Raw genomic sequence first — 20,999 nt, 5'->3', positions numbered from 1 at the left:
ATTTTTTTTGAATCTAGCATAAAATATTCAGTAAGAATTACGAAATTGCGACGGCAACCATAACCAAAATTATAAAGAAGAATACCCAAAAAAGCCCAAATTTATTATGAAAAAATCAATTGTTTTAGCCGCACTTTTCTTTGGTGGAATTACTGCTTTTGCGCAAGCTAAGGAGGAACAAATGTTAAAAGAAATTTACAAATTATCCTTAACCAATGCCAAATGTTATCCTTGGCTGGACCATTTATCCAATACCATTGGATCCCGATTATCAGGTTCTATAGGAGCTGAAAAAGCAGTTTTGTATACCAAAGCACAATTAGAAACCCTGAGTTTAGATAAAGTCTATCTCCAGGAAGTAATGGTGCCAAAATGGGTTCGTGGCGAAAAAGAAATCGCATATTTACAAGTAGGAAAACAAAAAATTAATTTCCCCATTTGCGCGCTGGGAGGTTCAGTGGCCACTCCAAAAAAAGGAGTACAAGCAACTATAATTGAAGTAAACAGTTTGGAAGAATTAACCGCATTAGGGGAAGCAAAAGTAAAAGGGAAAATCATTTTCTTCAACAGAGCGATGAATCCTGAATTTATCGAAACTTTCAAAGCCTATGGGAGTTGTGTTGACCAAAGATCATCAGGAGCCAGAGAAGCTGGAAAACTTGGTGCTTTAGCTGTAATTGTAAGATCCATGAATTTGCGATTGGATGATTTACCGCATACCGGTGCAACTAATTATGGAGAAATTTCCAAAGAACAACGAATTCCAGCTGCTGCCATTAGTACAAATGGAGCCGAACTGTTGAGCAAAAGTTTAAAACAAAATCCAAATTCGCTATTCTATTTCAAACAATCTTGTGAAACATTTGATGATGTTTTATCCTACAATGTGGTTGGTGAAATAACGGGTTCTGAGCATCCTGAAAGGATAATGGTCGTTGGCGGCCACCTTGATTCCTGGGATTTAGGAGACGGATCTCATGATGATGGTGCTGGATGTGTTCAAAGTATGGAGGTATTAAATATCTTCAAAAACATTGGGTATAAACCTAAAAATACGTTGCGTGTGGTATTGTTTATGAACGAAGAAAACGGAGTTCGAGGCGGCAAAGAATATGAAGTACAGTCCAATAAAAATAATGAAAACCATATTTTTGCTTTAGAAAGCGATTCGGGAGGATTTTCCCCAAGAGGATTTTCAATTGATGCTGATGAAGCAAATTTTAACAAAATCAGTAGTTGGGCAACGTTATTTGAACCATACCTAATCCACAAATTTGTAAAAGGACATTCCGGTGTTGATATTGGTCCACTGCAATCCAATCATATCGTAAAGGTGGGATTGCAACCGGATTCGCAACGTTATTTTGATTACCATCATGCCGCTAATGACACATTTGATGCTGTCAATAAAAGAGAGTTGGAACTAGGAGCAGCGGCTATGGCTTCCTTACTTTATCTGGTGGATCAGCAAGGGATTGTCAATTAAAAAACCAAAATCTTAGAAGGTGCTACATTCAATATTTGAAAGAAATAGTGAATGTAGCACCCTCATTTATTTTACTCTCAACCGCAATTCGCCCGCCTAAGCTTGTGATGTAGTTGTACACTAAATACAGCCCTATACCGTTGCTGTCGTTGTTGCTGTGAAATTTTTCATACAATCCAAAAATCCTGTTTTTTACTTTGTCTAAATCAAAACCCAGCCCATTATCAGAAAAAATTAATTGATTGATTCCATTTACCTTTTTAGATTGTATAGTAATAATTGGAGGGGCATCCGGTTTTGCATATTTAATCGAATTAGTCAATAAATTTAAAAAAATACTTTTGATGTACGCTTTGTTAAAAGTTACATTTTCAAAAGCTGAAAAGTCGATATTAATTTCTGCTTTTGAATCTTGGACTAAAGAATTTATCGAGATCAAGACTTCGTTGAGTGCTTCATTTAGGTTTATTTTTTCTATTTGAGTGTTGATGTTTTCATTATCAATTAATTCATCAATCGAATCGTTTAAAGTTTGTTTTAAATTTTCACTGGTCAATTTAAGAGTGCTGATCAATTCCAGTGTTTCCGGATCATGAATTTTAGTGCTGTCTATCAAACTGAAGACCGAAAGCATATTGTTAATGGGAGACTTTAAATCATGGGATGTTTTATGTGACAAAACCGTGAGCTCCTTATTAATTTGGGTAAGATTGGCAAGAAGTAAATTGCGTTCTTCTTCGATTCTTTTTTTATGGGTAATGTTTTTGGCAATCGCATACACTAATCTTTCGGACTCGACAGGCATCGATGTCCAGGACAGCCATATAATTTCCCCGGTTTTTGTTAAATACCGATTTTCAAAATTCAAAAGAGGCTTGTTTTTATATACTTTTTCTCTGGTTTCAATAGTAATTTTAAGGTCAGATGCATACACAAAACTACTGATGGGTCTAGCATACAATTCCTCTTCTGAAAATCCTAATAATTTTGAAACAGCCGGATTTATTCTTCTAAAATAGCCGTCAAATCCCGCAATACATATAAAATCAGCAGATATATTAAAAAAATTATCAAAGTTATATGCCCCATGTGAATCAGTATTCATCTTTGTTACATTCATTATATTTATTAATCTAAAAAGTTTTTTTTAAAGCATCAGTGTCCAGACTCTTTTTGATTTTTGTTGTCTGATATAAAAAATTATATTATAAGAAAAGTCATATATTGCCTAATTTTGCAGTTGATAGAATTTCTTCTGATAAAGCAGCATAATAATTTTTTGAAACAATTGGTTGTGGTGTCTCCTGGTCTCGACTTAGCATCATAAAAGAAAATAATTAAAACTTAAAGTGTAAAAAAACAAGCACAATTAACAAATAAAATCCAATTTTTTTTAAAATAGTTTTAAAATTAAAATGGTTAGTGTTTTCCTCTGAATTTAGTGCTGAATTTTTCATTTAATGTAAATTAGGTTATACATGCAAATTTAGAAATAGTAATTCGTCTGGCTATAGGTGTTTTTACGTGATTTTAATTAAGTTTGAAGGGTATTTACCATTCAAGTTTTGGATAGATAAAATTTTTATTATTATGGAAGAAAATAGTACACCACATTTAGCTAATAATATGTTATAATTAACCCGTTGGGTGCAATTAATTTTTGATGATAATTTTTGTCAGTTCGAGTGATCCCGCTTTTGGGCGGGATTATATCGAGAACTAGAAAATTAGTATTAAAAACGGTTCTCGATACACGTCACTTCGAGTGCGAAGCGTATTGAGAAGTTTTGTTCCGTTTTACTACACAAAAAACACTCGAACTGACGTTTTGAATAATTGCACCCAACGGCTTATAATTAAAGAAATACGCTAAACAATTTCAATTAAATCAAAACACATCACGATCATTCAAATAAAATTTTGGTAAACAAAAGAAGGCTGTCATATCCAGACAGCCTCGTTTTTTTATTGTGTGTAAAGTATTTATATTTTGAATATTCCTCCTACAGCAATAATTCTCTGAAAAAAGAAAAAATCTTGTGAAGCACTGTCTTCGGTGCTTTGTGTAGTTCGAATGTCTTGCATGTTAATATACCCTCCTTTGAGTTCTCCTTGGATATAAAAATGTTTAAAAAAAGTAACATTCAATCCTGCTTTCAAAGAAGTTCCATACCCTGAAACATGAAAATCATCATGACGATCTTTTCCTAATAAAGTGGTGTTAGTTTTTGGATATAAGAGACCAAAACCAACTCCCTCGGTTAAATTAACTTGAATTTTATCCGTATTTCTAATTTTGAATAATGACGAGATATCATCATGTCGAGAAAACTCAGTATTCACATAATTTAAACCATCGGTATGTTCATATTTGAGAAATTTTGCTGTCAAAAGAACTTGATTATTGGCTAATAGCTCATCATAAGATCCCGGATTGGGATAATGCCCATTGATCGTTACCGCCTTGTCTTGTAGCATTACATATTTCATGTGATCTACACCTATAGCAACGCTGTAGTGGTCACTTATGAAATACCCCATTCTGAAATTAGTTTGAGGAATAGTCATTTTTGCTGGATTGATATAATCTACATGCCACCCTTTTGGTTTGTCCTGCGCTTGGACATTTTCTAAGGTAAAATTGTAATCTTTACCTCGAAAGGTTATGTCCGACTTGGAGTAAGTATCTCTGTTTCCTCCCCATGAGATGAAAAATTTTCCTTTGTTATGAGTTGTATATTTAGTTTGAATTTCTGTAATTTCCTGTGCAATTATACTATTGGTAAATAAAATAATAAGGGATGCGTAATATAAAAGATATTTCAATATATATGGTGCCTAAATTTAAAATGTGTGTATTGTTTTTCTGATGGCAACTAACTTGGTCATTAAGGATTCAAAATAATCCAAATGCAACATATTAGCACCATCGCTTTTTGCATTGGCAGGATCAAAATGGGTTTCTATAAAGATTCCATCTACGCCTACAGCAATACCAGCTTTGGCAATGGTTTCAATCATATCAGGTCTTCCACCAGTTACACCAACCGTTTGGTTGGGTTGCTGCAGTGAGTGCGTCACATCAAGAACAGTTGTAGCATATTGTTGCATTGTAGGAATTCCTCTAAAATCAACAATCATGTCCTGGTAGCCAAACATCGTACCTCTATCGGTAATCATCACTTTTTCATTGTTACAATCCAATACTTTTTGAACCGCATGTTTCATGCTTTCCGGACTCATGAATTGTCCTTTTTTCAAGTTGACTACTTTTCCGGTATTGGCAGCAGCCATTACTAAATCCGTTTGACGCACTAAAAAAGCTGGAATTTGCAATACATCAACATATTGAGAAGCCATATCCGCATCTTCATTTGTATGAATATCCGTAACGGTAGGAACTTTAAATGTTTCCGAAACTTTTCTGAGGATTTTCAATGCTTTCTCGTCACCGATTCCTGAAAAACTGTCAATTCTAGAGCGGTTTGCTTTCTTGAAGGAACCTTTGAAAACGAAAGGAATTTGTAAATTATCAGTAATACCAACTAGTTTTTCGGCAATTCGCATCGCCATTTCTTCTCCCTCAATAGCACAAGGACCAGCAAGTAGAAAGAAATTACCACTGTCTGTATATTTTATTTGTGGAATATGTTGTAAGTTCATAGTATGATTTTTTAAAGGTGCAAAGGTAGTTATGATTTGCGATTTCCAATTTACGTTTTCCAATTAATTTATCGCATTAACTTTTTTTTGGGAGCTTTTTCCTGCTGTACGTTGCAATCTCCCTGAAAAACGGGAGGATTTTCACTGCCATCAGGGCTAAGGATTTGGTTTATAGGGACTTTTGGGATTTTAAAAACTATTTTTTTTTCAATGTAAGTCCCACCGGAACCATCAATATTCCTTTTTCATAGATGTTCAGGTAGAGTAGTAGCGGTTCTTTCTGACCGTTCCATTTTAATTCATAAATGTCCAGAAATCCAGCACCCATGTCACTTCTTTTAGTTGGAAACGGACAGCAACTTTCTTGTTTGGTATACGTTATTTTTTCACCATTAGGCCCAGCTAATGCGTTCAAAAACCGTTCTTGGTTGATCGTTGCGTTTTTAGTGTTATTAAAGAATATATTGATGGGATAATCCTTATCATATCCATATTTTTTGTTTGTACTGTACTGAGTAATCACAAAAGTATAGTATTGTGAGAGCAATAAATCGGGAGCATTATCGTCCGTATTTTTCAAAGTAGATTGTGTACTTATACAAGAAGTAGTACCTATTAGCAAAGCAATAAAAAGGATCGATTTTTTCATATTTAAGGTAGATTTATAATGTCAAAATTTAAACGGCACTTTTAATTGCAAGGAAGTACTTCGACACAAATATAACCAGAACTTCAGACCTTATTGCGAGTTCCCTGAATAATTTACAAGTGTCTATTGTGGAATATAACATTTGTCTTAAAATCTCGTAAAATGCTTCTTATCTTTGTACAAAAAAACAATATGGATATTATTTTTAAAACCTGGTCTTGGTCTGTTTCCGGTTTTTTGATCGGCTTGATTATGCTGGCACTTATTTATTTCGGAAAGTCTTTTGGAATGTCTTCTAATTTGCGTTCGCTTTGTTCGATGGCTGGTTTAGGAAAACGAGTTTCTTTTTTTGATTTTGACTGGAAAGCACAACGCTGGAATTTAGTGGTTGTTCTTGGCGCAATGTTAGGTGGTTTTGTTGCCGTTCATTTTATGAGTGATGCTTCAAATGTAACTATTAATCCCAAAACAATTGAACAATTAGCACAACTTGGTATCGATGCCCCAAACGGAAAATTAATGCCGGATGCGCTTTTTGGAATCTCCATTTTAGAATCCCCAAAGCATATTTTTATACTGCTTATTGGTGGTGTTTTGGTAGGTTTTGGCTCTCGTTATGCAGGAGGTTGTACTTCCGGACATGCCATTTCAGGCTTGAGTAATTTACAAATTCCTTCGTTGAAAGCCGTAATTGGATTCTTCATTGGTGGATTGATAATGGCGCATTTTTTATTGCCATTAATTGTAAAGTAGATAAGCAATCATTGACTCATAATATAAAATAAAAAGAATGAAAAATATACTAAAATATCTATTGGTTGGATTTGTTTTCGGAATTGTTTTGACTAAATCTGAAGCCGTTTCCTGGTATCGCATTTATGAAATGTTTCAATTTCAGTCGTTTCACATGTACGGAATTATTTCGGTGGCTATCTTGACGGGAATTATTGGCATTCAAATCATTAAACGAAACAATATAAAAGACATCAAGGGAGAATCTATAGAAATTCCGGATAAAGAAAAAGGCTCTGCCAGATACTGGATTGGCGGATTGTTTTTTGGATTGGGTTGGGCATTGGTAGGTTCTTGTCCGGGACCAATATTCATCTTGCTTGGGGCTGGTTTTTGGACCATTTTGATAGTGCTTTTCGGGTCTCTTTTCGGGACCTATCTATATGGACTATTGAAAAATAAATTACCTCATTAATCGAAAAACACTTGACATCAAAATAGCATTCTCTTGTGGGAATGCTATTTTTTTTTGTTTAATTTTAAAATGCCGGAAACAATCAAATATTGCGCAAGTAAATAGGTTGCCATAATCAGAAAGGAGCTGTATTGCAATGGCGCATAGAATTTATCAAAGGCCAAAAGACTATCTGAAGCTACAAAAACAGTAGCGCCAATTAATATATAGCTGTTGGCAGGTTTTTGCCAGTTTAAAAAACCCTTGAGCGCAAATAACAACATAATTGAAATAGTAAGGGCATATAATAGAACAGGAATTTTTAAGTCCCCTAAACTTGGCAATAAAAGCAACATCATTACGATTAAATAAACTACGATTACTGTAACTCCTACCCAGAAAATAATTTTACTATTCTTTAAATAAATTTTCAATTGTTTGTTAAATAGTATGATATACGAAATGTGCGAAAGTAGAAAGGCAATCAGCCCTGCAATAAAATACAACTCTCCTTTGTCAGCAAACATCAAAATAATGTCCCCTATCCACGACAAAGTCAAAGCAGTTATAAGAACTTTTTTAGTACTAAATCTTTCGTGTAAATAAACTGTCAGAATTAAAAACGGCAATAAAAATGGTTTCAAAAACCAAGCTATAGTTTCCCAACCAAAAAGAATTAGCAATAGATAAACAAGACTAAACCCAATAAAACTCTTTACTTTTATGTTGTGTTTCATATTTTTTTTAAGATTGAACGGTAATCATGACATCTTTTTCAAAATTAATACTGACAAAATATACCGTTACAGCCAAGGATAAAAGGAGATAACCACCAATAATATAACTTGCAAAAGGAAAAAGTTGATTCATTCCAAACCAATCGCCAAAATAGAAAATTAGTCCAATTCCAAAAACAAAACGGATACTTTCCCAGAAGATGGAAATTTTGCGGGTATCCATTAATTCCGTGTAACTGTAAACGGTCAGGAAGATGAATGCGCCGTAAATAAATACATTTGGCAACCCTATCACCGCGATAGAATTATACATATAACTGATAAGTAACAACGTTATAATTGCTTGAAATAAGGACCAGTACATTAGTTTTTTAGAATATTGAACGCCGTATTTTTCAAAATCATAAACATTGGTAATTTTGACAACGGGATATTTTTCTTCAAAATTTTCTGGACGCCAGCCTGTTGGTTTAAACCAAATGATAAACTTATCTTTCCAGTTTTCGGCGCGCCAAGCGTCTGTAATCAATAGCCATAAATGCTGAAAATTTATCCGGATCGGATTCCAGGTTCTGGCTGGTCTTGTGATTCCAAAAACAGGTGGAACGCTTTCTAATTCCGCTTGAAAAGTACCAAACAATTTATCCCAAATGATGAATATTTGCGAATGGTTCTTGTCCATGTATTCTGGATTGATGGCATGATGCACCCTATGATGGGATGGTGAAACCAATATCCTTTCCAGAAAACCAATTTTCTTGATGTGCTTAGTATGGTACCAAAATTGAAGGAATAAATGAATTGGTAAGGTTATCGCAATCACTTTGGAGGGAACTCCTAAAAGTGCGGCTGGAATCAATAAAAAGGTAAACAGATTGACAAAACTGGAAACGGGCTGGCGTAGGGCACAGGCCAAATTGAATTCTTCACTGCTATGATGTATCGCATGTTTGTTCCATAAAAAGTTAATTTGATGCGACAAACGATGACTCCAATAGCCATAAAAATCAATAGCTATAAATCCAATAAAATAGGTTAAAAAGGTAGCTTCAAGATTGAATAAAGCTATTTTAGATACGATCCAATCGTAAGAAACCAGTGTGATACTAAGTCCTAAAACATCTTTTAGGGAGTTGACCATTCCAGAGCTCACGCTTGAAACAGCATCCATATTAGGTGCGGTATCTTCCCCTTTGTAATGCCCATAAATTTTTTCGATGCTAATTAATATCAAAAAAATGGGCATTACAAAAACTAAAATTTTACCATATTCTTCCATAAGAACACTTTTTTTATTCAAATATAGAATAAAAGAGAATGTTTTTTAATTATTCACAGTAATTTATTTGTCAAAGGGAATTTTTATTATTCTTAAATTATTTCTGCATTTAATCCTGCTTCTAATAATTGCGTGCATTGTGGTTTTAATTTGTCGTAAGGCCCTGTTTTTACAGTACATTTTCCGTTATAATGTACAATTAACGAACATTGTTCAGCTTGTTCCGGTGTGTGATTGCATACGCGAATTAAGGTGTCAATAACATGGTCAAATGTATTTACATCATCATTGTAAACGATGATTTCGTTATCCAGCCGGGTGGCTTCTTTGACATGGACTCTTTCTCTTACTTTTTCTTTAGTACTCATTTTGTAGTTTTTTTGTACTTTCGTAATTAATAAAAAAATAATACTACTAATTTACATATTTTAAAGATACCCAATTGTTTCTTTCAAATTTTTTAACATAAGTTAGTCCTTTTTCGGTACAAGAGGCATCTATAAATGGTATATCTTCCTGATAGAAACCGCTTAAAAGTAGCGTTCCATCAGGATTTAAACTGTCTATGTAACTCTGCATATCGTTCAACAAAATATTCCTATTGATGTTAGCTATAATCAAATCGTATTTTTTACCTTCTAATAAAGAGGCTTCCCCTTCATAAACAGTAATGTGTTTGCAGTTATTACGTGCTGCATTTTCTATAGAATTCAAGTAACACCAATTGTCAATATCAATAGCATCAATTGGTTGCGCTCCTTTCTTTTCGGCAAGAATTGCTAATATTGCTGTTCCACATCCCATATCGAGCGTTTTCATCCCGGTTACATCTATTTCTAATAAATGCTGAATCATCATGTGAGTGGTCTCATGGTGCCCTGTTCCAAAACTCATTTTTGGTTCAATTATAATATCAAATTCGGCATCTGTTTTTGGATGGAATGGTGCTCGTACATGACAGTTTCCGTCGACATCAATGGCTTCAAAATTCTTTTCCCATTCCTCATTCCAGTTGACTTGTTCGATTTCTTCAAATGTATAATCAATCGTAAATTCTTCGGATTGTAAAATATGGATATCCGCTAAGATGGTTTCATTCCATAAATCCTTTTGCACAAAAGCTGAAATCCCGGTTTCAGTTTCTGTAAAACTCTCAAAAGCTCTTTCTCCCAATTCCGCGATTAAGATTTCAGACCCCAATTCTTTAGGTTCAATAGTAAAATGGTACGCTATATAAATATTTGACATGCTTGTTTTTTTTGCAAAGGTAACAATCGCATATTAAAGAGTATTTGTAAATCAAATTTTATTTTACATTTGTACCCAAAACACAGTAGTACACCATGAAAAAAATAATTTTATTTTGGATCTTTGTAAGTTGCATTTCCAGCAATGCGCAGGTGAATATCAAGCAAAGCAAACAAGATAATGACTTAAGATTATCGGCGCTTCCGTACTATAGTTTTGGTAAAGGAATTGGAATCACTTCTCCGGATAGTTTATACCAATTGAATATTCGGTTCCGAATGCAAAATAGGGTGACTTATATTGAAAATGAAGATGAAAAAAGGGGATATGACGGACAAATCCGAAGATTACGTTTGCGATTTGACGGATATGTGGGAAATCCAAAATTTTTATATGCAGTTCAATTGTCATTTGCTCCGGGCGATGTTGGTGAAATTAGAGAAGGTGAGAACATAAATATTATCAGAGATGCAGTTGTTTTTTACAGACCTAATAGACACTGGAATATCAGTTTTGGACAAACAAAATTACCAGGAAATCGCCAACGTGTGAATTCTTCAGGCGGATTACAGTTAACGGACCGGTCGATTAACAATGCCAGATTTACAATTGACAGGGATTTTGGTTTTCAAGTTCACAATATGAATGAATTTCGGGATAAATTTTCCTATAATTTCAAAACAGCTATTTCAACAGGAGAAGGTCGAAATATCACGGGGAATACAGATGAAGGTGTTGCCTTAACAGGAAAGGTAGAGTTGTTACCGTTTGGGGCATTTTCAAGAGACGGAACCTATTTTGAAGGGGATATTGTAAGAGAAAAAAAGCCGAAATTAATGCTTTCGGGTGCTTTTCAGCAAAATAATCATGCCAAAAGAACCCAAGGTCAATTAGGAAATGATTTATTTGAAGCTCGCACTATGAAATCAGTGATGCTTGATGTTTTGATTAAATACAACGGATGGGCCGCTATGTCAAGTTATATGTCCAGAATTACTCCAAGAAATGCAGTTACAATAAATCCGGATGATATTTCACAATCTAATTTTGCTTACGTTGGTAACGGATTTGATCATCAATTGAGTTATAATTTGTTATCAAATTATGAGATTATCGGACGGTATTCTACTCAAAAAGTGGGCGAGGACATTAAGCTTTTAGCACCAAACACAAAACAGTATACCATTGGTTTGACGAAATATATTTGGGAACACACTTTTAAATTGCAAACGGAATTGACTTTTGATACCCTACATTATTTTGACGGTAATACAAAGAACAACTGGCACCTGCGTTTTCAGGTTGAAATAGGAATATAAAAAAAGCGATGAAATGAATCACCGCTTTTTTATGACGTTTAAAATTGAAATTTAGAGAGCCTTTACAATTGCTACAAAATCATCAGCTTTTAGTGCGGCACCCCCAATGAGGCCTCCATCTACATCTGGTTTTGAGAAAATTTCTTTAGCATTATCCGGTTTCACGCTTCCTCCATATAGGATAGATACGTTTTCAGCAATATCGCTTCCAAAAGCTTTACGAACGGTTTCTCTTATGAATTCATGCATTTCTTGTGCTTGCTCCGGAGAAGCTGTTTCTCCTGTTCCTATTGCCCAAACTGGCTCATAGGCTAAAACGATACTGTCCCAGTCTTTAGCCTCAATATGAAATAAACCATCTCGCAATTGGTTTTCAACTACATTAAAATGATTTTTTGATTGGCGGTCTTTTAATTCTTCACCAAAACAAAAAATAACTCTTATGTCATGTTCCAAAGCCGTATTTACTTTATTTGCAATTAAAGCATCTGTTTCCTGAAAAATGGCTCTGCGTTCGGAGTGTCCTAAAATGACAATGTCTACACCTACACTTTTTAACATATCTGCCGAAATTTCACCCGTGAAAGCACCGCTTTCTGCTTGATGAACGTTTTGTGCAGCAACATCTATATTGGTAAATTCTAAATGATCTACAGCAGAAGCCAGGTTTACAAATGTTGGCGCTACAATTATTTGCACAGCAGTATCTGTAGGGATTTTTGCTATTAATTCATTTAATAAATCTTCTGTTTGCTCTGCATTTTTATGCATTTTCCAGTTTCCTGCAACAATCTTCTTTCTCATTTTGTCGTGTTATATTTAGTTTTTGGTTTCGTTTTTTGAAGTTTTTCAAATGATAAGAACTGCATCTCAAATGGTGTTTGAATGCTTTATTTTAAATTTTCTAAAGTCTCGTTAATCGTGTCAAAATCAGTTTCAATAGCGCGGTATAAAGCAATTTTTCCGGTTTTGTCCACAATGATATATCTTGGAATCCAATCTAGGTCAATGGCTTTTGCAAATACACCTCCCATTTGGTCATTTGCCATGAAATGATCTCCTTTCAATTCGTGTTTTTCAATTCCAACTTTCCATTTATCGGCAGTTTTGTCCATTGAAATAAATAAATAAGCAACATCAGGATTGTTCGCTTGTAATTCTTTGATTTTTGGCATTGCTTTGACACAATCCCCACACCAAGAAGCCCAAACTTCAATTACTATAGTTTTGCCTTCGTGTTTTTTTAAAACATCCTGAAAAGCAACCTGACTTCCGTCAGTGGCTAGTAGGGTTTCAGACAAAGCCGTTTTAGAAAATTCAGTTTTTCCCTCTTTTGCGCAAGAAAAAGCTACAATAGATATTAGAAGTAGTAGTATTTGTTTCATTATAGAGTTGTTTTTTAAACAAAGTTAAACAAACAATTGGATTGAGTTGTGCAGAATACCATATTTTGAAAGCGGAATTCAAAAATGCTTCAGCAATATCGTTATAGTTGATGAGATTTAGACAACATCAAACCTGTTGTTACTTTGGAAATGCTATTTCTTGTCAAAATACAGTGATTATCCCAGTCTTATTTTGGGATCTAAATATGCATATACAAAATCCATTGAATATAACTTCCTTCACCGAAATTATGTACTTCTTATAGGCTTCCGGGCATATTAAACTGCGTTTATTTTTGTAATACAAATCCAAAGAGCCTGGCAAATAGGATTGCACTGAAAAAGGAAGGAATGCTCATCCCTAAAGTACTGATTAAAGCAATTAGGCGATCGATCCAGGTATCTTTGTATAAGGCAGAAATAATACCAAAAACAATTCCAAAAACAATAGCGATACCTATGGCAAATATGGCTAATACGGCTGTGCTTGGCAATGTATGTCCAATAATTTGAGAAACTTTTTTTCCGCTTTTTTGAAAACTTTCTCTTAAATAGGGGGTTTTCAAAACCAATTCATTTGTACCAATTCCAAAAAGGGGTACCGCATTGTATTTTCCCTCGCTCAGAAAGTATAATCGGATTGGGTATCACTGTGCAAAGAAATAGGCAACAGGTCATTCAGATAATACAAGTATTGAGTAGCAATAGGTTTATCAAAACCATATTTCTTTTTTACAATGGCCAGTTGTTCTGAATTTTCATTTTGATCCAGCATCATGCGTGCAGGATCCCCAGGCAAAACAGTAAACAAAAATAATATCACTGTAAACACTCCAAAAAGAGTAAGCAGTGCAGATCCAATTTTACTAAGAAAACATTTTAACATAAATGCTTTTAATGGGTAAAAATAATTAGCGGTTAAAGTTCTGTAATACCGTAAATCAGAACCGTCCTATTCTTATAATCTTAAGTCTTTGACGTCGTTATGATGAAGTTTTTGTGTGATTGTTCCTTTCTCGAGCAATACAATACTTGGATTGGCTCTTTCAATTGTTTTTAATGTGATGGCATCACAAAAATAAAAGTCAAATGTCAATCCATATTGTTTTTTTGCTGCAGCTATCTCTTCCGGTAAGGAAGATGTCATTCCAATTACCTTATATCCTTTTGTTTTTGCATCTAAATACAGTTTTTCCATTTTGCCCATTCCCGCTTTATCGGCATTCACTAAATTATAGGCTACAATCAACATCAATTTTGGCTCTCGCAAGAACTGATCTTTATAATCCGAACCGTCTTTTTCCATCGTGAAGTCATGAATAGGAGGAACATATCCTTCTGTGACGACTTTGTCTTTTCGGTCTACAAATACGGCGCCTTCAGGAATCGACATTAGGTCTTTTTCGGTAAATTCTTTGTCTACACCATTCACTTTGTATATAAACACCATTTCTACCGCTGATTTATCAGCGCCGTCAGGGATTTGCATTCCTTGTTGAATATTATTTCCTACCTTGAATGGTCTAAAATCTATTAATGGCAAATGGTTTAAAACGATAACGCCCATAAAGGCTGATAAAACGATACTGGCATAAATAATTATGTTTTGAACGGTAGTTCTAAATAAGGGTTGGATTAATTTTTTGTTAAAGAACAATACCAGAATAAAGAACAACAACACAATATCCTTTGTAAACGATTGCCATGGTGTTAGTTTTAGCGCATCGCCAAAACAGCCACAATCTTTTACTACATTGAAATAAGCGGAATAAAAAGTTAGGAAGGTAAACATTACAATCAAAACCAATAAACTCCAAACCGTGACTTTAGTCTTGTATCCAATGAGTAACATAATCCCCAAAACCACTTCAAGAATCACTAAAAACAGGGCGATTCCCAGTGCAAACGGAACAAAAAAGGGCATGTTGAATACGGGTTCACTGAAATACTCCGCCAATTTATAAGAAAAACCAACAGGGTCATTCAGTTTGATTAATCCGGAGATTATGAATAGGATTCCCACGAAAATTCTAGAAAATTGAGTAATTATATTTTTCATATGAAGATAATATTTGTTTTTTAATGGAATATGGTATCGCCATTCTGGATTACAGTTTGTGATTTTGGAATCCCAGTGATTTCATGTTTAGTTATTGCTTTTTATTATTTATTTCCAAAACCCATTAGAATCAAGGCAAAAACCGAATAATTTATCATGTCCTGATAATTAGCATCGATTCCTTCAGAAACTAATGTTTTTCCTTTGTTGTCTTCAATTTGTTTGACACGAAGTAGTTTTTGCAAAATTAAATCTGTTAGTGAACTCACACGCATTTCGCGCCAAGCTTCCCCGTAATCATGATTTTTGTCTTCCATTAATTCCTTGGTTAGTTTGATTTTGGCATCGTATAATTTGGTTGCCTTTTCCACACTTAAATCAGGCTGATCTGCAACGCCTAATTCCAATTGAATCAACGCCATGAGAGCATAATTGATGATCCCAATGAATTCACCCGTTTCATCTTCATCAATTTTGCGGATTTCATTTTCTTGTAAACTTCGGATTCTTTGGGCCTTAATATAGATTTGATCCGTTAATGAAGGCAGTCTCAAAATGCGCCAAGCACATCCGTAATCTTTCATTTTGTTGATATACAGTGCCCGACAAGTCGCAATCACAGCATCATATTCCTTTGAAGTATTCTTCATTATTGGTGTATATTTGTATTCAAATTTTTTCAAAAATAAGAATAATTTTTTTGAATGCAGAATGAAGGGTAAATAATGTTGAAAGTAGTAGTTTTAAAACTAAAAAAGAATGACAATTAATTGTAAAGGAATACTCATTGATCTATCAACTCCCAAAGTAATGGGAATTTTGAATGTGACACCCAACTCTTTTTTTGATGGAGGAAAGTATAAGAATGAAACCGAAATCCTTTCTCATACTGAAAAAATGCTGCTTGATGGCGCAACTTTTATAGATGTAGGTACTTATTCGAGCAAACCAAATGCAGAATTCGTTTCGGAACAAGATGAAATTTCCAGAATTGTTCCTGTTATTGATTTGATTCTAAAGCAGTTTCCAGAAACAATAATCTCTATTGATACCTTTAGAAGCGAAGTAGCAAGAGCATCGATTGAAAGTGGTGCGGCTATCATCAATGATATTGCAGCCGGAAATCTAGACGACAAAATGCTGGAGATAATTGCAAAATACAATGTTCCGTATATTATGATGCACATGCGAGGCAATCCGCAAACGATGCAAACACTTACGGATTACGATGATATTGTAAAAGAAATGGTGTTCTATTTTTCTGAAAAAGTAGCTATGGCCAGAAGTTTTGGAATCAATGATTTAATTATTGATCCGGGCTTTGGCTTTGCCAAAACAATAGCACAAAATTATGAAGTTTTTCAAAAAATGGACTTGTTTAACATCTTGAAATTACCACTTCTTGTAGGAGTTTCCAGAAAATCCATGATTTATAAAACCCTAGATACTTCAATCGAAAATGCATTAAATGGAACTACAGTTTTAAATACTTTGGCATTGACCAAAGACGCAAAAATCCTTCGTGTTCACGATGTAAAAGAAGCTGTGGAATGCGTTACATTATTCAATAAAATCAATTTATAACGATGAAATATTTTATGTTGATTGTTCTTTTTACTCTTTTTTCCTGTGGAAATAAAGAAGCGGTTTTATTGCCAAAATCAAATATTTCAATTGTCAAAGTTGTAGAGGATCTTTCGCCAATCTATATTTTTTTTAGAACAAAAGGCTTGGATACGCTGGCTGAAGTAAACCGTAAAAACAGTATTATTTAGACCAATTGGATTCTCAATGTAGACAAACGTTAACCGTTACGACTTGCTATTCCGGATATTATGAGGTTGCAACAAAAGAAGCGCTAAGAAAAAGCACACAAGAATGAAAAGACCGAAAATTATTATTCTTATGCTAATACAATCGGAAAAAATTTAGTTTTTATACCTTTTACCAATGTGTTTTATAAATTGGAAAAACCAATTGGAACCATCATATTTTCAATAAGAATAATGAGATTTTAATTGAGAATCAAGTTTTCAAAAAAGAAAAGCTTCAAGATTTAATTAATACTGTTTTACCCAAAGACGTTGCAACTACTTTTTTATTTAGGTTTGATGAAAATTTAAGCTTTGGAAGTTATATACAAAACAAAATTTTTATTGAAAGTTTAAAAGTACAAATGAAAAGTAATCAAGAATTTATTTACTAAACTTTAAAAAAAGAACACTTCAAACGAAATAATTACTGATGATGATACGGTTCGTTTTTCAAGATCGTGAATCCACGATACAATTGTTCGATAAAGAACAACCGAACCATCTGATGCGAAAAAGTCATTAAAGACAACGATATTTTTCCTTGTGCTTTAGCATAAACCGTATCCGAAAACCCATAAGGACCGCCAATAACAAAAACTAAAGTCTTTACTCCGGAATTCATTTTCTTTTGTAATTCTTCTGAGAAGCCAACGCTGGAAAAATTTTTCCCGTTTTCATCCAACAAAATAAGTTGGTCCGTTGGTGTGATTTTTGCTAAAATTAATTCGCCTTCCTTCTCTTTTTGTTGACTTTCCGATAAGTTTTTTACGTTCTTGATATCAGGAATAATATCTAAATCGAATTTAATGTAAAAAGACAAACGCTTGGTGTAATCGTCGATCAAGGATTGTAGCGCTTTGTTATCAGTTTTACCGATAGCAATCAATTTGATGTTCATTTTTGTTAGATTTCAGAGATGCAAAGATAGAAAAATTAGCAGTTTTAAATTACATTCTCTTTAATGGAAATTAATAATCTGATTTTTAAATTTATAAAATTACGAAAGCTAAGATGCTATTTATTTTACCTCAATGCGATCAATTAGCAATTGAAATGACTCTTCTTTCTTATTGCCTATCAGGAAAGCATTTTCCTCTAATTTAGAACCGTCAATGATTAGGCTGATCTAATTTTCGTCCTCTGAAAGCTGGATACAACTGGGTGAATGGAATTTCAATTGTTTGCCAATCAGTGGTAGTTTGAAAAGGGAATACACACGAATGTGGGTCTGTACGATTTATCTTCACTCTAAATTGGTATTGTTTGCCGTCTCCTTTAATGTGGATGCAATATGTTTAGCAGGTTTTAGATACATTGGTTCAAAAACATATTTCACAGCACAAAATCCGCCATTGTTTTCTAATGAAACAGTACCTTCAAAGGTTCCCTTTCCATTTGAGTTCTAAATAAGATGTACTTTTGGATATTCCTCCCATCACAGCATCATTTACAATTTTCCAATTGCTTAGATCGCTATTTAAATTAAAATCAAAAATTAGTACAGGTGTCATTGTTGGTTGGTATTGTAACATCTTTTCGCTGAACAAATTACTATCACGCGGTAGGATTCAAAAACTAAAACGGACCTAAACTCTTGAGGATCTACGCCAGTTTTTATTTTTGAGGAGCATTCAAATTCCTATTTAGGCAACGGAGCACCCACAGCAATATCACAGCGGTGATTGGTTTGTCCGTGTGGCGGATTCATTCCTTCAGCCGTAGGAGTTCCCTGGTCTTGCGTTGTTGCAGTTGAGACTGTATTAGCCTGAACAGGCGCGTTTTGTTGTGGCGTAGCAGAAGCATTTGTAGCAGCCGGGGAGTTCAAAGGAGCACCAACGGCTATATCACATCGGTGACCAGGTTGACCATGAGCTGGATTTGCGCCAGTGGCAACAGCAGTAGGATCCGTATTTTGTTGTTGCTGAGTGGTAGTTTGCGATTGGTTCTGCATTTGTCTGCCAACTTCAGTAAAAGGAACGATATTTGTCGGAGTAGTATTTTGTATGTCTACTTCCTTTTTACAAGAAATAAAAAGTAGTGACGATACAAAAAGCAGGCTAAAATAAGATTTCATAAAATAGTGATTTAGTTACTAAATCCAAATATAGGATTTTAAATAGTACTGCCCTAAATAAACAATTGATTTATGGGTTTAAATAGCTAGAGCGCCTAAAGTCAATGTGTAAAGCTGTAATTGCGTATGGTAACTGTGTTGTTTTCTACAATTAGATCTTTAATATGTCTAGTTTTTTTCTTGATAAAATAGATTCATTTGTTTCTTTATCCAAAGAAGCCAACTCTCAAATTTTCAAATCCACAAAATATATGCTACTTTAGCATTCCATAAATTTTCTATAAAATGATTAGCGAAGCACAATTCAATAACGAGTTACAAATACTAATACAAAACGCCATTAGGGAGGATGTGGGCCCTGGAGATTATAGCTCTTTGGCTTGTATTCCGGCATCGGCCACAGGAAAAGCAAAATTATTGGTAAAAGAAGACGGTATTATTGCAGGCGTGGCTTTTGCCAAAATGATTTTTGAGTATGTAGACCCTAATTTACAAATAGAGACTTTTATTAAGGACGGAACTTCAGTAAAAAAGGGAGATGTTGTTTTTCATGTTTCGGGAAGTTCACAATCTATTTTAAAATCAGAACGTGTAGTTTTGAATTCAATGCAAAGAATGTCAGCTATAGCAACTAAAACCAAAGAATACGTTCGTTTAGTAACAGGGCTAAATACAAAAATTCTCGATACCCGCAAAACAACACCGGGATTCAGGGCCTGTGAGAAATGGGCAGTCAAAATTGGTGGCGGTGAAAACCACCGGTATGCTTTGTATGATATGATAATGCTCAAGGACAATCATAATGATTTTGCAGGCGGAATTACCTTGGCCATTGCCAAAACCAAAGCCTACCTCAAGGAAAATAATCTGGATCTTAAAATCATTGTCGAAGCCAGAAATTTAGCCGAAATAAAAGAAATTCTCGAAAGTGAAGGAATATCCCGGATTTTGATTGATAATTTTAATTATGAGGATACGATAAAAGCAGTAGCTTTGATTGGGGATAAATGCCGGACTGAATCTTCCGGAAATATAAATGAAAATACCATTCGCAAGTATGCAGAATGTGGAGTAGATTATATTTCGTCAGGTTCCTTGACGCATTCCGTTTACAACATGGATTTGAGTTTAAAAGCAATATGAGTAAAGAGATAGAGGTTAAGCTCGAAAAAATCCCGATAATTCGCAATCTGGTTCATGTGCTAAAAAAGATCAAGCTTCCTTGGCTAGAAGGCTTGTCCTTATACGATTTGTTAGAACTTTACGGACTTGGGATTGTGGAGAGTGCGGTAACCTATCATGCCAGTGCAATTGCATTTAGTTTTTTCATGGCCTTATTTCCTTTTGCGCTGTTCATCTTAAATCTTATTCCTTACATACCTATTGAAGGTTTTCAGAATGATTTTCTTCAATTTGTAAAGGATGGAGTTCCGCCCAATACCTATGATGCTATTTATAAAATCATCAATGATATTCTTAATAACAGCCACTCAGGATTAGTTTCCTATGGGTTTTTGCTCTCCATTTTATTAATGGCAAATGGATTAAATGGAATTCTGGGAGGTTTTGAATCTTCCAGACACGTCCTGATCAAACGAGGGTTTATCCGTCAGTATTTAGTCGCATTAGGAATGTCATTATTGCTGTCTTTACTTTTAATTGTAACGGTTGCAATAATTGTTGTTTTTGAGGTATTTATACAGAAAACAGTATTTAGCGATCAGCTGCAACTAATTATTTTAGGACGTTATGCATTCGTGATTTTGATGATTTTAGCTACTACTTCTATACTTTTTAAGTTTGGAACTAAGTATTATAAAAACAGAGCTTTTATCTCTATTGGCTCTGTATTTACAACAATATTGATTCTGCTGGATTCATACGGTTTTGGAATTTGGGTCACAAAATTTTCACAATACAATGAATTATATGGCTCAATAGGAACATTATTGGTTTTGATGTTTTATATTTGGATCAACTGCATGATATTACTGTTGGGTTTTGAATTGAATGCCACAGTAAATAAACTGAAAGCAAAAAAAATATAATTTTCAAACCAAAATAGTATCAAAATTAAGAATTATTTCCTGTTATTCGTTT

At 34.2% G+C, this 20,999-nt stretch carries 22 protein-coding genes and 2 pseudogenes; 8 read left to right on the top strand and 16 right to left on the bottom strand.

Annotation, left to right across the window (positions count from 1 at the left end; all coding sequences use genetic code 11):
* The first annotated feature begins 106 nt into the window (after positions 1 to 106).
* Positions 107 to 1,486 (top strand): M28 family peptidase, encoded by a 1,380-nt coding sequence (locus EKM01_RS10080; RefSeq protein WP_126553589.1) that lies wholly within the window; start codon positions 107 to 109, stop codon positions 1,484 to 1,486.
* Positions 1,487 to 1,514: 28 nt separating this feature from the next.
* On the opposite strand, the gene EKM01_RS10075 is transcribed toward EKM01_RS10080, so the two are convergent.
* The 4 genes from EKM01_RS10075 to EKM01_RS10060 form a co-directional block, all read right to left on the bottom strand.
* Entirely contained in the window at positions 1,515 to 2,606 is a 1,092-nt protein-coding gene (locus tag EKM01_RS10075; RefSeq protein WP_126462983.1) for a PAS domain-containing sensor histidine kinase, read from the bottom strand.
* Positions 2,607 to 3,469: 863 nt separating this feature from the next.
* A complete protein-coding gene (locus EKM01_RS10070; protein ID WP_126553591.1) occupies positions 3,470 to 4,312 on the bottom strand; it encodes a hypothetical protein in 843 nt (280 codons plus the stop codon).
* 18 nt (positions 4,313 to 4,330) lie between these two features.
* A complete protein-coding gene (kdsA, locus tag EKM01_RS10065; protein ID WP_126462979.1) occupies positions 4,331 to 5,149 on the bottom strand; it encodes a 3-deoxy-8-phosphooctulonate synthase in 819 nt (272 codons plus the stop codon).
* Between the two features lie 196 nt (positions 5,150 to 5,345).
* On the bottom strand, positions 5,346 to 5,798 hold the full coding sequence (locus tag EKM01_RS10060) for a 2-dehydro-3-deoxyphosphooctonate aldolase (protein WP_126553593.1): 453 nt from the start codon (positions 5,796 to 5,798) through the stop codon (positions 5,346 to 5,348).
* A 192-nt stretch (positions 5,799 to 5,990) separates the two neighbouring features.
* Between EKM01_RS10060 and EKM01_RS10055 the strand changes: the two genes are divergently transcribed.
* On the top strand, positions 5,991 to 6,551 hold the full coding sequence (locus EKM01_RS10055; protein WP_126452492.1) for a YeeE/YedE family protein: 561 nt from the start codon (positions 5,991 to 5,993) through the stop codon (positions 6,549 to 6,551).
* Positions 6,552 to 6,588: 37 nt separating this feature from the next.
* The gene (locus EKM01_RS10050; RefSeq protein WP_126553595.1) at positions 6,589 to 7,005 is read left to right on the top strand and encodes a DUF6691 family protein; all 417 of its coding nucleotides are present in this window, start codon (positions 6,589 to 6,591) and stop codon (positions 7,003 to 7,005) included.
* Between the two features lie 44 nt (positions 7,006 to 7,049).
* Here EKM01_RS10050 and EKM01_RS10045 read toward each other — a convergent pair whose 3' ends face one another.
* From EKM01_RS10045 to prmA, 4 genes are all read right to left on the bottom strand, one after another.
* Positions 7,050 to 7,721, bottom strand: coding sequence for a lysoplasmalogenase (locus EKM01_RS10045; RefSeq protein ID WP_126553597.1), 672 nt, complete (start codon positions 7,719 to 7,721; stop codon positions 7,050 to 7,052).
* A gap of 7 nt (positions 7,722 to 7,728) precedes the next feature.
* Positions 7,729 to 9,000, bottom strand: coding sequence for a sterol desaturase family protein (locus EKM01_RS10040; RefSeq protein ID WP_126553599.1), 1,272 nt, complete (start codon positions 8,998 to 9,000; stop codon positions 7,729 to 7,731).
* 92 nt (positions 9,001 to 9,092) lie between these two features.
* The gene (locus EKM01_RS10035; protein ID WP_126515052.1) at positions 9,093 to 9,368 is read right to left on the bottom strand and encodes an ATP-dependent Clp protease adaptor ClpS; all 276 of its coding nucleotides are present in this window, start codon (positions 9,366 to 9,368) and stop codon (positions 9,093 to 9,095) included.
* 46 nt (positions 9,369 to 9,414) lie between these two features.
* On the bottom strand, positions 9,415 to 10,248 hold the full coding sequence (prmA, locus tag EKM01_RS10030) for a 50S ribosomal protein L11 methyltransferase (RefSeq protein WP_126768178.1): 834 nt from the start codon (positions 10,246 to 10,248) through the stop codon (positions 9,415 to 9,417).
* A gap of 95 nt (positions 10,249 to 10,343) precedes the next feature.
* On the opposite strand from prmA, the gene EKM01_RS10025 reads away from it, so the two are divergent.
* Complete coding sequence (locus EKM01_RS10025) at positions 10,344 to 11,567, top strand: porin (protein ID WP_126562428.1); 1,224 nt, start codon at positions 10,344 to 10,346, stop codon at positions 11,565 to 11,567.
* A 51-nt stretch (positions 11,568 to 11,618) separates the two neighbouring features.
* Here EKM01_RS10025 and tpiA read toward each other — a convergent pair whose 3' ends face one another.
* The 5 genes and pseudogenes from tpiA to EKM01_RS10000 all read right to left on the bottom strand — a co-directional run bounded on the left by tpiA (position 11,619) and on the right by EKM01_RS10000 (position 15,661).
* Positions 11,619 to 12,371 carry a triose-phosphate isomerase gene (gene tpiA, locus EKM01_RS10020; RefSeq protein ID WP_126768175.1) on the bottom strand — a complete coding sequence of 251 codons (753 nt, stop codon included), beginning with the start codon at positions 12,369 to 12,371 and terminating at the stop codon, positions 11,619 to 11,621.
* 86 nt (positions 12,372 to 12,457) lie between these two features.
* The gene (locus EKM01_RS10015; RefSeq protein ID WP_126462962.1) at positions 12,458 to 12,952 is read right to left on the bottom strand and encodes a TlpA disulfide reductase family protein; all 495 of its coding nucleotides are present in this window, start codon (positions 12,950 to 12,952) and stop codon (positions 12,458 to 12,460) included.
* Positions 12,953 to 13,215: 263 nt separating this feature from the next.
* Positions 13,216 to 13,838, bottom strand: a pseudogene (locus EKM01_RS10010) (ABC transporter permease); the annotation flags it as partial.
* Between the two features lie 72 nt (positions 13,839 to 13,910).
* On the bottom strand, positions 13,911 to 15,011 hold the full coding sequence (locus tag EKM01_RS10005; RefSeq protein ID WP_126768172.1) for a BT_3928 family protein: 1,101 nt from the start codon (positions 15,009 to 15,011) through the stop codon (positions 13,911 to 13,913).
* A gap of 104 nt (positions 15,012 to 15,115) precedes the next feature.
* Positions 15,116 to 15,661 (bottom strand): DUF1599 domain-containing protein, encoded by a 546-nt coding sequence (locus EKM01_RS10000; RefSeq protein ID WP_126553609.1) that lies wholly within the window; start codon positions 15,659 to 15,661, stop codon positions 15,116 to 15,118.
* Between the two features lie 109 nt (positions 15,662 to 15,770).
* Between EKM01_RS10000 and folP the strand changes: the two genes are divergently transcribed.
* Together folP and EKM01_RS14820 are read left to right on the top strand one after the other, a co-directional pair.
* A complete protein-coding gene (gene folP, locus EKM01_RS09995; RefSeq protein ID WP_126562418.1) occupies positions 15,771 to 16,595 on the top strand; it encodes a dihydropteroate synthase in 825 nt (274 codons plus the stop codon).
* A 2-nt stretch (positions 16,596 to 16,597) separates the two neighbouring features.
* Positions 16,598 to 16,786 (top strand): hypothetical protein, encoded by a 189-nt coding sequence (locus tag EKM01_RS14820; protein ID WP_233589320.1) that lies wholly within the window; start codon positions 16,598 to 16,600, stop codon positions 16,784 to 16,786.
* A gap of 463 nt (positions 16,787 to 17,249) precedes the next feature.
* Here EKM01_RS14820 and rlmH read toward each other — a convergent pair whose 3' ends face one another.
* The 3 genes and pseudogenes from rlmH to EKM01_RS09975 form a co-directional block, all read right to left on the bottom strand.
* Positions 17,250 to 17,723, bottom strand: coding sequence for a 23S rRNA (pseudouridine(1915)-N(3))-methyltransferase RlmH (gene rlmH, locus EKM01_RS09985; RefSeq protein ID WP_126462955.1), 474 nt, complete (start codon positions 17,721 to 17,723; stop codon positions 17,250 to 17,252).
* Between the two features lie 211 nt (positions 17,724 to 17,934).
* Positions 17,935 to 18,261, bottom strand: a pseudogene (locus tag EKM01_RS09980) (CIA30 family protein).
* 203 nt (positions 18,262 to 18,464) lie between these two features.
* Positions 18,465 to 18,899, bottom strand: coding sequence for a hypothetical protein (locus EKM01_RS09975; protein WP_126553613.1), 435 nt, complete (start codon positions 18,897 to 18,899; stop codon positions 18,465 to 18,467).
* Between the two features lie 285 nt (positions 18,900 to 19,184).
* Between EKM01_RS09975 and nadC the strand changes: the two genes are divergently transcribed.
* Both nadC and EKM01_RS09965 read left to right on the top strand, forming a co-directional pair.
* A complete protein-coding gene (gene nadC, locus EKM01_RS09970) occupies positions 19,185 to 20,042 on the top strand; it encodes a carboxylating nicotinate-nucleotide diphosphorylase (protein ID WP_126562415.1) in 858 nt (285 codons plus the stop codon).
* Complete coding sequence (locus EKM01_RS09965) at positions 20,039 to 20,947, top strand: YihY/virulence factor BrkB family protein (RefSeq protein ID WP_126462949.1); 909 nt, start codon at positions 20,039 to 20,041, stop codon at positions 20,945 to 20,947. Before nadC ends, EKM01_RS09965 begins: the two co-directional genes overlap by 4 nt.
* Positions 20,948 to 20,999: the final 52 nt, after the last annotated feature.

The organism is Flavobacterium sp. RSP46 (assembly GCF_003984825.1).
GTDB lineage: Bacteria > Bacteroidota > Bacteroidia > Flavobacteriales > Flavobacteriaceae > Flavobacterium.
Note: the sequence above shows the minus strand (reverse complement) of the source record. Positions and strands in the feature narration are given on the sequence as shown.

What these genes read in the sequence shown, in the direction of transcription:
- EKM01_RS10025 (WP_126562428.1), top strand. Translation starts at nt 10,344, where the DNA reads ATGAAAAAAATAATTTTATTTTGGATCTTTGTAAGTTGCATTTCCAGC.
- prmA (WP_126768178.1), bottom strand. Translation starts at nt 10,248, where the DNA reads ATGTCAAATATTTATATAGCGTACCATTTTACTATTGAACCTAAAGAA.
- EKM01_RS09965 (WP_126462949.1), top strand. Translation starts at nt 20,039, where the DNA reads ATGAGTAAAGAGATAGAGGTTAAGCTCGAAAAAATCCCGATAATTCGC.
- kdsA (WP_126462979.1), bottom strand. Translation starts at nt 5,149, where the DNA reads ATGAACTTACAACATATTCCACAAATAAAATATACAGACAGTGGTAAT.
- EKM01_RS10050 (WP_126553595.1), top strand. Translation starts at nt 6,589, where the DNA reads ATGAAAAATATACTAAAATATCTATTGGTTGGATTTGTTTTCGGAATT.
- nadC (WP_126562415.1), top strand. Translation starts at nt 19,185, where the DNA reads ATGATTAGCGAAGCACAATTCAATAACGAGTTACAAATACTAATACAA.
- EKM01_RS09975 (WP_126553613.1), bottom strand. Translation starts at nt 18,899, where the DNA reads ATGAAATCTTATTTTAGCCTGCTTTTTGTATCGTCACTACTTTTTATT.
- EKM01_RS14820 (WP_233589320.1), top strand. Translation starts at nt 16,598, where the DNA reads ATGAAATATTTTATGTTGATTGTTCTTTTTACTCTTTTTTCCTGTGGA.
- EKM01_RS10080 (WP_126553589.1), top strand. Translation starts at nt 107, where the DNA reads ATGAAAAAATCAATTGTTTTAGCCGCACTTTTCTTTGGTGGAATTACT.
- folP (WP_126562418.1), top strand. Translation starts at nt 15,771, where the DNA reads ATGACAATTAATTGTAAAGGAATACTCATTGATCTATCAACTCCCAAA.
- EKM01_RS10015 (WP_126462962.1), bottom strand. Translation starts at nt 12,952, where the DNA reads ATGAAACAAATACTACTACTTCTAATATCTATTGTAGCTTTTTCTTGC.
- tpiA (WP_126768175.1), bottom strand. Translation starts at nt 12,371, where the DNA reads ATGAGAAAGAAGATTGTTGCAGGAAACTGGAAAATGCATAAAAATGCA.
- EKM01_RS10055 (WP_126452492.1), top strand. Translation starts at nt 5,991, where the DNA reads ATGGATATTATTTTTAAAACCTGGTCTTGGTCTGTTTCCGGTTTTTTG.
- EKM01_RS10060 (WP_126553593.1), bottom strand. Translation starts at nt 5,798, where the DNA reads ATGAAAAAATCGATCCTTTTTATTGCTTTGCTAATAGGTACTACTTCT.
- EKM01_RS10045 (WP_126553597.1), bottom strand. Translation starts at nt 7,721, where the DNA reads ATGAAACACAACATAAAAGTAAAGAGTTTTATTGGGTTTAGTCTTGTT.
- EKM01_RS10000 (WP_126553609.1), bottom strand. Translation starts at nt 15,661, where the DNA reads ATGAAGAATACTTCAAAGGAATATGATGCTGTGATTGCGACTTGTCGG.
- rlmH (WP_126462955.1), bottom strand. Translation starts at nt 17,723, where the DNA reads ATGAACATCAAATTGATTGCTATCGGTAAAACTGATAACAAAGCGCTA.
- EKM01_RS10040 (WP_126553599.1), bottom strand. Translation starts at nt 9,000, where the DNA reads ATGGAAGAATATGGTAAAATTTTAGTTTTTGTAATGCCCATTTTTTTG.
- EKM01_RS10075 (WP_126462983.1), bottom strand. Translation starts at nt 2,606, where the DNA reads ATGAATGTAACAAAGATGAATACTGATTCACATGGGGCATATAACTTT.
- EKM01_RS10035 (WP_126515052.1), bottom strand. Translation starts at nt 9,368, where the DNA reads ATGAGTACTAAAGAAAAAGTAAGAGAAAGAGTCCATGTCAAAGAAGCC.
- EKM01_RS10005 (WP_126768172.1), bottom strand. Translation starts at nt 15,011, where the DNA reads ATGAAAAATATAATTACTCAATTTTCTAGAATTTTCGTGGGAATCCTA.